Genomic DNA, 14597 nt, shown 5'->3' on the forward strand with positions numbered 1-14597 from the left:
TGCGCTGTGGGTTCTGGGGATGGTGCTCGTCGTCGCCCTGGTGATCCTGGCATATATCAATGTCCGTGCGCGCCGACTCGACGGCCAGCTCGGGGCGTTCCGCTGTTGGTCCCGTCCCGATAGACAATCCGGGTGGACCTCCGGCATAGGCCTGTTCGGCGTCGAGACGCTCAGTTGGTTCCCACTCGTCGGTCTGTCTCATAGGCCCGTGTACACCCTCGCCCGTCGCGGTCTCGAGATCTCCTCTCCGATTGATCACTCCTCGGACGGCTCACTGGTCGAAGTCCGACTCAAGAGGGAGGACAAGCGCTATGAGATGGCGGTGACCCGCCACACCTACAACGCCCTCGTCTCGTGGGTGGAGTCGGGGCCTCCGGCGATGCACCGCTAGATCCTGCTAGGCTGCGCCCGTGAGAGTCATCATCGCCACGTGCACCGTCGACTATTCCGGTCGCCTCTCCGCCCACCTCGATCCCGCAAAGCGGGTCATTATGCTCAAGGGGGACGGATCCGTCCTCATCCACTCCGATGGGGGCTCCTACAAGCCGCTCAACTGGATGAATGCGCCGTGCACCGTCACCTCCGAAGTCATCGACGAGGGCGAGGAGGCCGACGGCGTTACCGAAGTGTGGACCGTTCAGGCGGATAAGAGCGATGACAGGCTCGTTATCCGCCTTCACGACATCGTCTCCGATGTCGTCGAGGACCTTGGAGTGGACCCCGGCCTAGTCAAGGACGGCGTCGAGACGCATCTTCAAGAACTCCTCGCCGAGCAGGTCCCCCAGATCTTCGGCGAAGGTTGGAAGCTGGTGCGCCGCGAGTACCCCACTCCGATCGGCCCAGTCGATCTCATGGTGCGCAACCCCGAGGGGGGCAGCGTCGCGATCGAAGTTAAGCGCAGAGGAGGCATTGACGGCGTCGAGCAACTCACCCGGTACGTGTCGCTGCTGTCGCGCGATCCCCTCCTGGGTGAAGTATCGGGAGTATTCGCGGCTCAGGAAATCTCCAAGCAGGCGCGTACTCTCGCCGAGGACCGCGGGATTTCGTGTCTCGTCCTCGATTACGATGCGATGCGCGGTTTCGATGACCCTGAATCGAGGCTGTTCTGAGGCCGCTGCTCAACGAGATGATGGGGAGTCTGAGATGACGGAGGCTCGTCATTGACGAGGCAGGGCGCTGCGCCCTCGAACTCATCGTCGTGCGCGGCCCCCTTACCAGAGCCGACCTCATCGATGCGTGAGAGGAGCGGGGGCTCATGAGGAGCGGGTCCGCGTCTCCGACGAGCAGCGCGATGAGCGACTCCTTCGCCGCTTCACGGTGGAAGCACCATCTGGTGATGATGCTCCACTTCAACGGCATCCTCGCCCAAGGGCCGCGCGGCGGCTGGGCCGAGCGCGAGGTGGCCCGAATACTCGCACGATTGAGCGAGTAGGAGGGGACTTTTCCCGGCCGCACCAATTTGTCTGACAACAGTGGCACAATGAGGTTATGAGTACTTTTGCGCGTCGCGGACGTCTTGTCCTGGAATCCTCCATCATTGAAGACGGCGTTGTCGTCATCGACTCCGATCGCATCACCCACGTGATTGATGTCGAAGCCCCCGCCACCGACGACGAACGCTCGATCGTCGAGTCCACCGAGCCCACGGGGGTGACGATTCTGCCCGGCCTCGTCGATGTTCACTGCCACGGCGGAGGCGGAGAGTCCTTCCCCAACGCCCGCACCCCCGAGCAGGCGTTCGTCGCCGTCATGGAACACCGTCGCCACGGCACGACCTCCCTCGTCGCCTCGCTCGTCACAGCCGACGCGGACACGCTCAAGGCGCGAGCCGCCACCCTCACCGAACTCGCCAAGCGGGGCGAGATCATCGGCACACACTTCGAGGGCCCCTTCGTGTCGCATGAGCGCTGCGGTGCTCAGGACCCCGAGTTCATCATCGACCCCGACCCGGAGCTCACCGCCGAACTTATCGATATCTGCGACTCCACCGCCGTGTCCATGACTATCGCACCCGAACGGCCGAAGGCCTGGGGCGAGGGCTCCGTCGCCGAGGTCCTCATCAGGGGAGGGGCGCTCCCATCCTGGGGCCACACTGACGCGGGCGCAGAGCCCGCCAGGGCGGCCCTCGAGTTCTCGCGCGCCATGTTCGACCGGGTCGACGGGCCGCGCAGTCCGCATGCAACGATCACCCACCTCTTCAACGGCATGAGGCCGCTGCACCACCGCGATACTGGCCCGATTGCCGAATTCCTCTCTGATGCCGCCCGTGGCGGAGTCATCGCCGAAATGATCTGCGACGGCATTCACCTCGCACCCTCGCTGGTCCGCGACGTCTACGAGATGCTCGGGCGTGACGCCTGTGTCTTCGTCACCGACGCGATGGCGGCAGCGGGCATGGCCGATGGTGACTACCAGCTCGGCCCGCAGGCCGTCTCCGTGCGCGACGGGATTGCGCGGCTCACCGGCCAGGACACGATCGCCGGGGGTACTGCGCACCTGCTCGACTGCGTGCGCGTCGCCGTGACCCGCGGCGGTATCCCCCTCGTCGACGCGGTCTTCATGGCCTCGGCTCAGGGGGCGCGCATCATCGGTGATCCTTCAATCGGCAGACTCGCCGTGGACGGGAGGGCCGACCTCGTCGAGGTCGATGACGAGCTGCGGCCGCTGGGCGTATGGCGCAAGGGCGAAGCGGTGCGCTGATGGGAAGACGCAGCTCGAAGCGCCCCTGGTCGGGGCCTCACCGCGAGCTCGACATGAGTGCCCTCGCATCCATGCCGCGCTCCGAGCGCGGTCCCGACGGTTCGACGTACCAGGTGCGGCGTTTGAGATCGGCTGAGAAGGAATACACCTGCCCGGGGTGTCTGCGCCCCATCCCGACGGGCAGCCCGCATGTTGTCGCCTGGCCCGACGAGAGTGCATTCGGAATGCCTCAGGGGGTGGAGGCGCGGCGGCATTGGCACTCGGAATGCTGGAGGCGAGGACTGCGCCCCTCCTGAGGCTCCGAAGACGCTGCCGAAGCGCCCGGAGTGGATGCGATTTGTCACGAGCCCACAAATTAACGCGCTCATGAGGCTGTTTCCCCGTATCGTTAAACGGATAGTGACATCGCGCCGTCAAGGAGAGAACTCGCGTGGAACGCCTCAAGCAGTATTCTGCCGCCGCGGTCGCTGCGGTATTGGCACTGATCTTCCTGGTCGTCGCCGTGCTGGCATTCACGGTGTTCAAGCCCGCTCAGGAGCTGTCATCTTCCGTGAATCCGGACCAGTCGCTCGTCATGACCCGTGATGGGGTTCTGCCGCTCGTCAGCTCTGAAGTGACGGTGAATGCGACCTCCGCATCGGGCGCGAAGGTGACGCTTGCAGTGGGAACGCCCGGCGACGTCATCGGATGGATCGGCGCGGACCCTTACACCGAGATCGTTGGATTGACGTCCGACCGCAGCGTCCTCAAGGTGGAAGAGCACGCGGGCACAGTGCGAGTGGACGCCCAATCGGGTGCCCAATCGGGTGCTCAATCGGGCGAGCAGGACTCGGCTCCCGTATCCGATCCCGAGGCGGCCCGAATCGTCTCCGAGGTCACCGCCTCCGATATGTGGCTCGACTCCGCTGAGGGAACCGGTTCGGCCTCCCTGTCCCTAAGGGGCATCTCTTCGGGCCGCTCCTTGATCGTCGCCTCCGCAGCAGGATCGGGAGACTTGACACTGACGCTGACCTGGCCGATGCAGCGCACGAATACTCTCGCGATTGTCACGGTGCTCCTCGCTGTCGTCTCCGCCCTGCTCGCAGTGGTTCTATTCCTGTCACGGCGTCAGATTCTGCGCCACCGCGCCGAGCGCGCCCGCAAGATCGCCGAGCGCAAGGGCGCCGACGCCACCGACACCCAGACGATCGACACGATGAAGATCGCTGAACTCGTCGAGGCGCAGCGAGACGAGGAGTCGAGCAACGACTCCGCCGACGAAGAGGCGGTCGAGCCGGAGGACGAGACTCCCGAACGCGTCCGCACGGAAGACGTCTCATCCGACTTCCCGGTTGATGAGGCATCCGACGGCAACGACTCCGCATCCGACGATGAGCCCGTCGACGCGTGCGAGGATGACGCGCCGGCTGATGAAGACTCACAAGACACCGACCGCGAGGACTCTCGCGCCGACGAAGAAGACCATCAGGATGTCCCTGCAGACGATGCTGATGGTTCGGGAACCGATGATGGTGCAGAAGGCGACGAAGAGGCGATACCCCAGGTGAGCGGCCGCCACGGAGAATACATGGGGACCGAGGACGAAGACCCGCCCCAGAAGGTTCCCACTGATACGGGCATCATCGACCTAGGCGCGGTCCGCCCCGGAGCATCCCTCCCGAGTCGACGGGCGCTCCGCGAAGCGCGCGAGCGCGGAGAGCAGACACTCATCGTCGACGGTCGCGAATTCGACACCGGTCTCATCCCCGTGGTGTCGGTGGACGCTTCGCCCGCCGAGGCTCAACAGGCGCCAGACGGAAAAGAAGAGGATACTCACGAGCAGACCGAGCAGCCGGAGAGCCGCGCGCAGACGAGCGCATGGACGTCAATCATGTCTGGCTGGTTGAAGAAGCGCGACTGAAAGGACGAGTTGTGAAACGACACCTCGGAATCGCCGCCCTCGCCCTCGTACCCCTCGTGGGCCTGTCCGCCTGCTCCAATGGCGAACTCGTCGCGACGGATGCCCTCGGAGCACAATCGGCTCAAGACCCCAACCTCGACTCCCAACGGATCGAGGAGGTCCTCCAATCCACGCAAGCGGCCCTCGATGAGGCGGACGCTGCCTTTGACTCGTCGATCCTCAACGGCCGCGTCACCCAGGGAGCCGCGCGCGTGCGCGCCGCCCAGTACGCGTATGCGAAGGCGTCGGGGGAGACTCTCGCCCCCCTGGATCTGACCGCCGAGCACATCGCAGTGACGAATTCGCAGTCGTGGCCGCGTGCCATCCTCAACATCCGACAGTCCAGCGGCTCGGGCCTTCCGGTCGTCCAGGTGTTCGTCCAAGACGATGCGCGCTCCTCCTACTCCCTGACCAATTGGTGCCGCATGCTTGGCGGCACCTCCGTCACCATCCCCTCCATCGACGAGGGCTCGGCCTATGTGTCGGATGATTCCACGGGCTTCGTCATGACGCCGAAAGAAGCTCTGCAGGAGTACGTCGACATGCTCAACGCGAGCCTCGCCTCGAATGAGCGCTTCGCCACGGACGAGTTCACGACGAACTACCTCGATACCGTGTCGACGCTGTCGACGAACCTGGAAGCAGCCGGTTCCATTACTGCTGAGGCCGCCGTCAGCGAGTATCCAATCTCAGGTGTCGTCGTTCAGGACGGCTCGGCCCTCGTCGCTGCGAACTTCACGTACACCCTCACTTATTCAAGGACGGTCGCGGGTTCCACGATGAGGCTCGGCGGCCAGACCGCTACCCTCAACGAGGGGAGGGAGGACACCGTGAAAGGGACCGCCGTCGCCACCTACGTGGCGACCGTCCTCATCTCGATCCCCTCGATGACCCAGGGCGGAGTCGCCCGAATCGTCGGAGCCGATCGCAATATCGAATCCATTACCCTCGACGACTCGACGAATCCCGACAGAAACTGAATGGTGCGCGATGCGCGCACAGGAAGAAGGAGACGCAGTGACCACTGGCGAACCGCAGATGATGGCCGCCGACTCCCGAGGAGCAGTCGATCTGACCGCGCACGGGGCCGATGCCCCCTCGATGAAATCCGAAGAACCGGCGCCCACGGGGCTCAACCTGCCGCTCGTCGTCGTAGGGACGGAGGAGAACTTCCACTCCGTCATGACGACATCGCAATCCCTGCCCGTCGTCATCGTCATGTGGTCGGGACGCTCACTCGAGTCCAAACCCCTCGTCGGCGCCGTCGAGGAACTGGCCCGCGATTACGGGGGAGCATTCCAGGTCGTCACCATTGACGTCGATGCGGCCCCGCAGATCGTCCAGGCCTTCCAAATTCAAGGAGTTCCCGCAGTCGTCGCCCTCATCGGCGGGCGTCCGCTGCCGCTGTTCCAGGGGAGCGCCGCAAAAGACCAGATCAAGCAGATTATCGATCAGGTGCTGGAGGCTGCCCGATCAATGGGCGTCACAGGGCGCATCGCAGTGACGGCCGAACAGACTCAAGCGCCGACGCCGCCCGAACATGAGGCCCCGCTCGCCTGCGAGGCCGACGGCGATATCGAGGGCGCAATCACCGCATGGACGAAGGTCATCGACCTCAATCCCCGCGATGAGGCTGCGAAGTCCCACCTAGCCCGCCTGCGCCTCGCCGCCCGAGCCAGCGCCGACGACCAGTCTGACCCCGCAGCAGTCGCAGACGCGCTCTTCGAGCGCGGACAGCACACGCAGGCTTTTACGATCCTCCTCGACATCATCCGGGACGCGACAACGCCCGAAGAGCGCGATAGCGCGCGTCTGCGCCTCCTCGACCTGTTCCGTGTCGCAGGCAATACCCCTGACGTCATGAAAGCGCGTATGGTCCTGTCGACGCTCGTCCTCGTCTGAGAACCTCCCCGGGTCTCAGGAACGGGAGAGGATCGATTTGATGCCCTGAACGGGGATGTCGATCCATGCGGGACGATTGCGGGCCTCGTAGACGGCCTCGTAGAGGGCCTTGTCGAGTTCGAGCGCCCCGATGAGTACCTCTCGTCTGTTCTGCGCCTGAGCATCGGCCCCACTCGCGCGGACGTATCCGTCGAGGAACGCCTCCCTCATGTCATCGCGCCAACGCGGATCCGTTGCCCTGCCAACCGCGGCGGCGTAGTCGAAGGAGCGGAGCATCCCCGCGACATCGCGCATCGGCTGATCCGGCATGGACCGCTCCGCGAGCGGGCGCAGCGGCTCCCCTTCGAAGTCGAGGACGAACCACTTCGCCTCGTCGACGGGTACGCCCAGCTCGTGGAGAACCTGGCCGAGGTGATAGTCACCGTGGATCCTCGTCGCATCGTCGAGACGGTCGAGTGCTTCGAGCCGGGTGTACAGCGCCTCCGCCGAGGCGCGCAGGCCGGGCACTGCGGATTCGAGGAACGCGAGTTCAGCGAACGCCCATTGTGCGCGTTCGCGCAGCGCTTGGGCGAGCACACCGGGAGCGGGGGGTGTGGAGGAGCCGAGCGCGCGGGCGAGGTGATGGTGCATCTGGGCGGTCGTCGTGCCCAGGGAGTGGGCGAGGAAGCGGGAGCGTTCGCGTACGGCGCCCCCCGAACCGTCATCGTTTGAGCCGAGGCGGCAGAATAGTTCGAAACCGTCATCCGCTTCGGGGATGAATGTACAGGCGACCGCCGAGTCCGCTTCAACGTTCCCTCCCGTAGCGGGGTCGGCCCATGTGAGCGTCGACCAGGCGACGGGGGTGCGCACACAGTCCCATCCGTCGGCCGCCAGGGCTGCGGAGATCTCCACATCGGGGTTGCGTCCTGGAGCGAGGACGCGGAAGAGTTTGACGACGAGGTCGGGCACCCCTGAATCCGCTGCGGCCGTCATGACGACATTCGTATTCGACTGCTCCCCGGTCATGACCCGCCCATCGGGGGCTCGCTCGATGATCGCGCGCACCCCCTCGTCTCCTATGACGGTTCCCGCATCGAGTGCGCGCGTCGCCCACGCCCTCCAAAAAAACGGATGGTGCGGACCGTCGACGAGGGCGGGGCCGTCGGGCATGCAGAAGCCGTGCGAGCCCTCGGTTTCCCCCTCGACCGCGAAGGAGTCGAGGGCGTCGGGGGCCTCAAGGACGAGGGGGACATGAATGAGGACGGGCGCGGCGAGTGGATCGTCGCCGCGACGCGCCGCGATGAGGAGGTCGCGCACGCGCGGGGAGTAATTCAGGGAGGCGGTGATCGCTAATGCGCCCACCTTTGGTGCGGCGTCGCCCTTGAGGGGGAACCAGCGGCGTTCGACGAGCCACGGCTGCAGGGCGGAGAGGAGTGCCTCATCGTCGGGCCACAGGAACTCTGGGGACGGGTGGGGTGTTGGCGATGTCATAGGGCCTCACGATCGAAACGGGCGCTGGGGCCGGTGGCAATCGTCGCCACCGGCCCCGCTGTCATTGATGGGTCTCAGTTCTCCTGAGACTTCGGTGCAAGCCACAGCGCGCCGAGCGGCGGCACGCGCAGTTCAACCGAGTAGGGGCGCCCGTTCCAGGGGATCTCCTCGGCGATGACCCCGAAGGGATTGGTGACGCCGGAACCGCCGAACTCTTCGGCATCGGTATTGAGGATCTCCGTCCACTCGCCGCCGAAGGGAAGACCGACGCGGTAGCCCTCGTGGGGGTTGCCCGCGAAGTTAGCGACGCAGGCGACGACGGGCTGGCCATCGCCGGTGCGCGCCCCCTTGCGCAGGTATGAAATGAGGTTGTGGTCTCCGTCGGAAGCGTCGATCCACTCGAAACCGGTGTAGTCGTCGTCCCAGAAGGCGCCGTGCGTCGTGTAGATCCGGTTGAGCTCTGCGACGAGTTTCTGGACTCCGGCGTGCCCCTCGAATTGGGTGATCCACCAATCGAGGGAGTAAGATTCGTTCCACTCTTGGCGCTGACCGATCTCCTGGCCCATGAAGATCAGCTGCTTGCCCGGATGCGACCACTGGTAGGCGTAGAGGACCCTCAGGCCTGCGAATCGCTGCCAGTCGTCGCCGGGCATCTTCTCAACGAGCGACTGCTTGCCGTGGACGACCTCGTCATGGGAGAGAGGCAGGACGTAGTTCTCGGAGAAGGCGTAAACGAGGGAGAAGGTGAGTTCCCCATGGTGCCAACGCCTGTTCACCGGGTCTTCGGCGAGGTAGCGCAGGGTGTCGTTCATCCATCCCATGTTCCACTTCATTCCGAATCCGAGGCCGCCTCCCGAGGTCGGCGCGGTGACGCCCGGCCATGCCGTTGACTCTTCAGCGATCATGACGATGCCGGGGTGGCGCCGATAGGCGGTCGCGTTGGCCTCTTGGATGAACTCGATGGCCTCAAGGTGTTCGCGCCCACCGTACTGGTTGGGGCGCCACTGGCCGTCTTTGCGTGAATAGTCGAGATAGAGCATCGAGGCGACTGCGTCGACGCGCAGACCGTCGATGTGGAAGTCCTCGAGCCAGTACAGGGCGTTGGCGACGAGGAAGTTGCGCACCTCGCGGCGCCCGAAATTGAAGACGTAGGTACCCCAGTCGGGGTGCTCTCCGCGCAGCGGATCCGGATCCTCGTACAGGGGAGTTCCGTCAAAGCGGGCGAGTGCCCATTCATCCCTCGGGAAGTGGGCGGGGACCCAGTCGAGGATGACGCCAATACCGGCCTTATGGAACTCGTCAACGAGGTAGCGGAAGTCGTCGGGGGTGCCGAAGCGCGATGTGGGAGCGTAGTACGACGTCACCTGGTAGCCCCATGAGCCGCCGAAGGGATGTTCGGCCAACGGCATGAACTCAACGTGAGTGAATCCCATCTCTTTGACGTAGGGGACGAGTTCATCGGCGAGGCCGCGGTATCCCAGGCCCTGCTTCCACGATCCCGCGTGAACCTCGTAGATAGACATCGGGCCGGAGTGGACATTGCGCTGGGCGCGCGACTTCATCCACTCGTCGTCGGTCCACTCGTGGAAGTAGTCGGTGACGACGGAGGCCGTCGCCGGAGGGATCTCCGTGGCGCGGGCGAGTGGATCGGCCTTTTGCATCCAATTGCCGCCGGGGCCCTGGATCTCGAACTTGTAGCGGGTACCGACACCGATGCCGGGGATGAAGATCTCCCAGACGCCGGAGGAGCCCAGGGAGCGCATCGCGGTGCCCGAGCCGTCCCAGAAGTTGAAGTCGCCGACCACGCGCACGGCACGGGCATTGGGAGCCCACACGGCGAAGGCGACGCCATCGACATCGCCCATTTCGCCGCTGTAGTGCGTGACATGAGCGCCCAGTACCTTCCACAGATCCTCGTGGCGGCCCTCGGAGATGAGATAGGTGTCCATCTCTCCGAGAGTCGGCAGGTAGTGGTACGGGTCGTCAAGGACCGTGATCTGGTCGCCGTAGGTGACGCGAACCCGGTAATCGGGAATCTCATCGATGGGCAGTACGACGACCCACACACCCGCCCTTTCGTGTACTGCGGGGTACGACGCGGCAGAGGTCACGACGTCGACGGCATCGGCGAGGTGGTGCACTGTCCGAATGGTGACTCCGCTGTCCCCGAGGTGTGCTCCGAGGATCGAGTGGGGAGCGTAATAAGTTCCGTTGCCAATCGCGTCGAGGACTCCGTCGTCGACCGGAATTGGGCTCATGTCCGTATCCATAGGTGTAATTCTCCCACAGTTGGCGCCCGATGTGTGAGCCGTGCGACATTTCGGTCGGCAGCGGTCAGCGCACCGGGCGCATCGGTGTTCAATTGCGGTGGTTCGTCCAGGGCTCGACGCTGGTGGCGGGTTCAACCGAGAAGACGTGCCCGAGTCTGGTGACGGGCGACAACTCCACCCAGTTGCTCGTACCCCATGTGTAGGTCCTGCCGTCGAGTTCGTCAACGACGCGGATGTGCCCGCCGGGTGTTTCCACTCCCAACTCCCCAAGATTGAGTTCAACGGTGCCATTGACCCCGTCATGGGGGTTGAGAGAAATCACGCAGATGACAGTATCGGTTTGTCCGGACTCGGTGAAGCGGCCGGACATCTGTCGGGAAAAGCACACGATCTCGGGATGTGAGGTCGGGTGGATCCTGATCTGGTGAAGCTGTTGCAATGCGGGGTGCTTCGCGCGAGCCGCATTGAGGAGGGTGAGAAGGCGGGAGATGCCTAGGTGCTCCGCGTCGGCCCACTTGCGTGGGCGGAACTCGTACTTCTCGTTGTCGTTCTGCTCTTCGAATCCGGGGCGCTGAATGTTCTCAACGAATTCACACCCCGAGTAGATGCCCCATGTGGGCGAGCCGAGGGCTGCGAGCATGGCGCGGATCGCGAAGATTGCGGTGCCGCCCGTCGTCATCTGGGGGGTCAAGATGTCGTGCGTGGCCGGCCAGAACGTCGGGCGCATGAGGTGCGGCGTCTGAGTGGAGACCTCGGAGAAGTACTCTTCGATCTCCTGTTTGGTTCTGCGCCACGCGAAGTAGGTGTAGGACTGGTCGAATCCCGCCATACCGAGGGTGCGCATCATCGCGGGGCGGGTGAAGGCCTCGGCGAGGAAGAGGATATCGGGGTGGCAGGCGCGTACATCTGCGATGATCTCCTGCCAGAAGCGCACGGGCTTCGTGTGGGGGTTGTCGACGCGGAAGAAGGTGACGCCGTGGGTGATCCACACTTCGATGACATCGCGGATGGCCCGGTAGATCCCCTCGTAATCGTTGTCGAAGTTGAGGGGGTAGATGTCCTGGTACTTCTTCGGGGGGTTCTCCGCATAGGCGATGGTGCCGTCCGCGCGGGTCGTGAACCATTCGGGGTGCTCGCTCACCCACGGGTGGTCGGGGGAGCACTGCAGCGCGAGATCGAGGGCGACTTCCATGCCGAGCTCATGGGCGCGGGCCACGAATGCGTCGAAGTCGTCGAAGGTCCCCAGATCGGGGTGGATCGCGTCGTGTCCGCCCTCGTCGGAGCCGATGCCATAGGGCGACCCCGGATCTCCGGGTTCGGCGACGAGCGTGTTGTTCTTGCCCTTGCGGTTCGTCGTTCCGATCGGGTGGATCGGCGTGAGATAGACGACGTCGAAGCCCATGTCGGCGATGCGGTCGAGATCGCGGGCGGCCGCATTCAATGTGCCCGACACCCAGGTACCGTCGGGGCGCTGGAATGCCCCGGCGGAGCGGGGGAAGATCTCGTACCAGGAGCCGACGAGGGCGCGCGAGCGGGCGACCTCGAGCGGATAGGAATGCGACGCCCCGATGAGGTCGCGCAACGGGTTGGCGCGGAAGTAGGCGCGAACCCTCGAGGAGATGCCCGCCGAGAGGCGCTGCTGGGGGGAGCGGCTGGTATCGCGCAAATGAGTGGCAGCGTCGGCGAGGATGACGGCGTCCCGGGGGTCGGCCGCTTGTTGGGTAGGATTGCAGAGCGCCTCTCCTGCGATCGCCCTCTCCATGAGGCGCGCGCCCTCTTCCAGCATGAGTTCGACATCAACACGGGCGTCGATCTTGATGGTCGCGTCGTGGCGCCACGTGGCGTACGGGTCGGACCAGGAGTCGACGCGGAATGACCACGCCCCCGGCTCATTCGGCATCACCCACGCCTCATAGCGGTCGAGGCCGGGCGCGATGTCGACCATCGGGGTGCGAGAGAACTCGGTTCCATCCGGCGCGATGAGCACGGCCTCGGCGGCGAAGGCATCATGTCCCTCGCGGAACACCGTGGCGCGAATGGGCAGGGGCTCATTCTGCGTCGCCTTTGCTGCGAGTCTGCCGTTCTCAATGACTGGGAACAGTTCAATAACAGGGATCCGGGGCAGAAGAATGTCGCTCACGTCACTAAGACTACCCATGGAAGCGATCGAATGCTCGGCCCATGGAGAATCTGAGCGGGCCTTGCGCGTGTTGCGGAAATCATGAACGCCCGTTCACCCCGATGCGGATATCAGACGTTCACGCCGAAGAGATGGCCGACGATGAAGGTCAGGGCCATGGCGGCACTGCCCCCGACAAGCAGGCGGATGATCGCGGGCCTCCTGGGTGCCTCGCCGAGGACAGCACTGATCCAACCGGTCAATGCCAATGCGACGAGGACGGCGACCGCAGTCGCGCCGATGCGCAGGTGTGCGGGGAAAGCCAACATGGTGAGAAGGGGGAGCAGGGAACCTGCGATGAATGCGAGGAATGAGCTCCCCGCCGCCGCCCACGGATTCGTCAGGTCGTCGGGATCGATATTGTGCTCGGTGCGAAGGTGTGCATCGAGGGCGTCATGGGCACTGAGATCCTTGGCGACGAGGGCCGCGGCCTCAGCAGACAGACCGCGCTTCGTCCACATGTCGGCGAGCTTGCGCTCCTGCCCCTCGGGATCGGAGACGAGCAGGGCGCTTTGATCGGCGACGAGTTGGCGCTCCGTGTCGCGCTGGGTGGACACTGATACGTATTCTCCGACGGACATCGACAGCGCTGCTGAAACGATTCCGGCGACTCCGGCGATCGCGATGGCAGTGGTATTCGCCGGATTCGCGGCCGCGACGCCGACGAGGAGGCCCGAGATGGAGACGATGCCGTCATTGGCGCCGAGCACTGCTGCGCGCAACCAGTTGAGCCGCCCCGCAAGTGAGCGCTGCTTGGCGGGTTGATCGCCGTGAGACCGTGTGAGGAATGCGCTCGCATTCGGGCGCGTGAGTGTCATCATTGGGCAACAATATCCGCATGATTCAGCGGATTCCACGAAGGAATGGCATCCCTGTCGCTGCTGCGGGGACCCTCCGTTTTCGGATGTTGTCATACAAGACTTCGGGGGTTCTCACCGCAGTGAGGACCCCCGAAAACCGTATCCGCGGTCCGCTCAATAGTTCATTTGCATGGCGGTGCGCACCTCGGCGAGCGTCTCATCCGCTTGGGCGTTCGCCCGCTCATTGCCCGCGTGAAGCACGGACAACAAGTAGCCCTCATCAGCGATGAGTTCGGTGCGCCGGACGCGCATCGGTGCGAGCATCTCGTTGAGAGACTCGGTCACCCGCATCTTGAGCGTCCCCGCCCCCTTGTCACCGATCTGCTCGGCGATGACCTCGGGCGCTTCACCGGAGGCGAGGGAGGCCAGCATGAGGAGGTTCGCGACCTCGGGGCGAGTCACCGGGTCGTAGGTGATGACGCGGTCAGCGTCGGTCTTCGCCTTCTTGAGGATCTTCGCCGTCTCATCCGCGCTCATGCCGAGTTCGATGGTATTGCCCCGCGACTTCGACATCTTCGTCCCATCCGTTCCGAGAAGAAGCGGGACTTCGGATAGGAGGGCCTCGGGACGGCGGAAGACGGGGCGCTCGGGCGTCGCGCGCCCGTAGCGCTTATCGAAGCGCTGGGCGATGAGCCGCGCCTGTTCGAGGTGGGGGAGCTGATCCTGGCCGACGGGGACGATATTCGCCTTGCAGAATAAGATGTCGGCCGCCTGGTGGACGGGGTAAGTGAGCATCAGGCCGGTCATGGCGCGTCCCTGGGTGGCTTCCAACTCGGCCTTCACCGTCGGATTGCGATGCAGTTCGGACTCGGTGACGAGTGAGAGGAACGGCAGCATGAGTTGGTTGAGGGCGGGGACCGATGAGTGGTTGAAGATGACAGAGCGCTCGGGATCGATGCCCGCCGCGATGTAGTCGGCGATGAGTGCGAGCACCCGCTCTTTGATGGGGCCGACGCCGTCGCGGTCCGTGATCACCTGGTAGTCGGCGATGAGGACCCATGTCTCGACGCCCCGGTCCTGCAGGAGCACGCGGTTGCGCAGCGTCCCGAAGTAGTGGCCGAGGTGGAGGTGGCCGGTCGGGCGGTCGCCTGTGAGGATCCTGAACTGGGACGGATCCTGGTCGATCGCGAGATCGATCTGCGCCGAGCGCTCCTTCGAACGGGCGAGCGACGCATCCGACGTCGAATTGGCGAGAGCATCTTCACTGGAAGTCATGCCCCGGATTCTATCGTGGAGCCCGGGGGCGCTCGAATCCGTCCGTGCAGGCGCAGCCCCTG

Annotated in this window: 13 protein-coding genes; 8 read left to right on the top strand and 5 right to left on the bottom strand. The window is 64.6% G+C overall.

Annotated elements, in window-relative coordinates; all coding sequences use genetic code 11:
• Window positions 1-19 precede the first annotated feature (19 nt).
• From BQ7471_RS04705 to BQ7471_RS04735, 8 genes are all read left to right on the top strand, one after another.
• Window positions 20-391 (top strand): DUF2550 family protein, encoded by a 372-nt coding sequence (locus BQ7471_RS04705; protein WP_407922691.1) that lies wholly within the window; start codon window positions 20-22, stop codon window positions 389-391.
• Between the two features lie 19 nt (window positions 392-410).
• A complete protein-coding gene (nucS, locus tag BQ7471_RS04710) occupies window positions 411-1109 on the top strand; it encodes an endonuclease NucS (RefSeq protein ID WP_076464623.1) in 699 nt (232 codons plus the stop codon).
• Window positions 1110-1255: 146 nt separating this feature from the next.
• Complete coding sequence (locus tag BQ7471_RS11340) at window positions 1256-1432, top strand: hypothetical protein (protein ID WP_159438518.1); 177 nt, start codon at window positions 1256-1258, stop codon at window positions 1430-1432.
• A 56-nt stretch (window positions 1433-1488) separates the two neighbouring features.
• Window positions 1489-2700, top strand: a complete 1212-nt coding sequence (locus BQ7471_RS04715) for an N-acetylglucosamine-6-phosphate deacetylase (protein ID WP_076464625.1) — start codon at window positions 1489-1491, stop codon at window positions 2698-2700.
• A gap of 53 nt (window positions 2701-2753) precedes the next feature.
• Window positions 2754-2996 (top strand): hypothetical protein, encoded by a 243-nt coding sequence (locus BQ7471_RS04720; protein ID WP_076466158.1) that lies wholly within the window; start codon window positions 2754-2756, stop codon window positions 2994-2996.
• 134 nt (window positions 2997-3130) lie between these two features.
• Window positions 3131-4600 (top strand): hypothetical protein, encoded by a 1470-nt coding sequence (locus BQ7471_RS04725; RefSeq protein ID WP_076464626.1) that lies wholly within the window; start codon window positions 3131-3133, stop codon window positions 4598-4600.
• Window positions 4601-4611: 11 nt separating this feature from the next.
• Complete coding sequence (locus BQ7471_RS04730; protein ID WP_205408254.1) at window positions 4612-5619, top strand: hypothetical protein; 1008 nt, start codon at window positions 4612-4614, stop codon at window positions 5617-5619.
• 61 nt (window positions 5620-5680) lie between these two features.
• Window positions 5681-6541: a tetratricopeptide repeat protein gene (locus tag BQ7471_RS04735; RefSeq protein ID WP_076466159.1), complete on the top strand. Its 861-nt coding sequence runs from the start codon at window positions 5681-5683 to the stop codon at window positions 6539-6541.
• Window positions 6542-6556: 15 nt separating this feature from the next.
• On the opposite strand, the gene BQ7471_RS04740 is transcribed toward BQ7471_RS04735, so the two are convergent.
• The 5 genes from BQ7471_RS04740 to trpS form a co-directional block, all read right to left on the bottom strand.
• Window positions 6557-8011, bottom strand: a complete 1455-nt coding sequence (locus BQ7471_RS04740) for a phosphotransferase (RefSeq protein WP_076464629.1) — start codon at window positions 8009-8011, stop codon at window positions 6557-6559.
• A gap of 74 nt (window positions 8012-8085) precedes the next feature.
• Window positions 8086-10269, bottom strand: coding sequence for a 1,4-alpha-glucan branching protein GlgB (glgB, locus tag BQ7471_RS04745; protein WP_407922680.1), 2184 nt, complete (start codon window positions 10267-10269; stop codon window positions 8086-8088).
• Window positions 10270-10369: 100 nt separating this feature from the next.
• Complete coding sequence (locus BQ7471_RS04750) at window positions 10370-12421, bottom strand: alpha-1,4-glucan--maltose-1-phosphate maltosyltransferase (RefSeq protein WP_076464633.1); 2052 nt, start codon at window positions 12419-12421, stop codon at window positions 10370-10372.
• Between the two features lie 110 nt (window positions 12422-12531).
• Entirely contained in the window at window positions 12532-13281 is a 750-nt protein-coding gene (locus BQ7471_RS04755) for a VIT1/CCC1 transporter family protein (protein ID WP_129583361.1), read from the bottom strand.
• 153 nt (window positions 13282-13434) lie between these two features.
• Window positions 13435-14535, bottom strand: coding sequence for a tryptophan--tRNA ligase (gene trpS / locus BQ7471_RS04760; RefSeq protein WP_076464634.1), 1101 nt, complete (start codon window positions 14533-14535; stop codon window positions 13435-13437).
• Window positions 14536-14597: the final 62 nt, after the last annotated feature.

Source organism: Actinomyces mediterranea (genome assembly GCF_900155595.1).
Taxonomy (GTDB): Bacteria; Actinomycetota; Actinomycetes; order Actinomycetales; family Actinomycetaceae; genus Pauljensenia; species Pauljensenia mediterranea.

Excerpts from the sequence above, each read along its gene's own strand:
- trpS (WP_076464634.1), bottom strand. The coding sequence starts at position 14,535 with ATGACTTCCAGTGAAGATGCTCTCGCCAATTCGACGTCGGATGCGTCG.
- BQ7471_RS04705 (WP_407922691.1), top strand. The coding sequence starts at position 20 with ATGGTGCTCGTCGTCGCCCTGGTGATCCTGGCATATATCAATGTCCGT.
- BQ7471_RS04740 (WP_076464629.1), bottom strand. The coding sequence starts at position 8,011 with ATGACATCGCCAACACCCCACCCGTCCCCAGAGTTCCTGTGGCCCGAC.
- glgB (WP_407922680.1), bottom strand. The coding sequence starts at position 10,269 with ATGAGCCCAATTCCGGTCGACGACGGAGTCCTCGACGCGATTGGCAAC.
- BQ7471_RS04735 (WP_076466159.1), top strand. The coding sequence starts at position 5,681 with ATGGCCGCCGACTCCCGAGGAGCAGTCGATCTGACCGCGCACGGGGCC.
- BQ7471_RS04720 (WP_076466158.1), top strand. The coding sequence starts at position 2,754 with ATGAGTGCCCTCGCATCCATGCCGCGCTCCGAGCGCGGTCCCGACGGT.
- BQ7471_RS11340 (WP_159438518.1), top strand. The coding sequence starts at position 1,256 with ATGAGGAGCGGGTCCGCGTCTCCGACGAGCAGCGCGATGAGCGACTCC.
- BQ7471_RS04755 (WP_129583361.1), bottom strand. The coding sequence starts at position 13,281 with ATGATGACACTCACGCGCCCGAATGCGAGCGCATTCCTCACACGGTCT.
- BQ7471_RS04715 (WP_076464625.1), top strand. The coding sequence starts at position 1,489 with ATGAGTACTTTTGCGCGTCGCGGACGTCTTGTCCTGGAATCCTCCATC.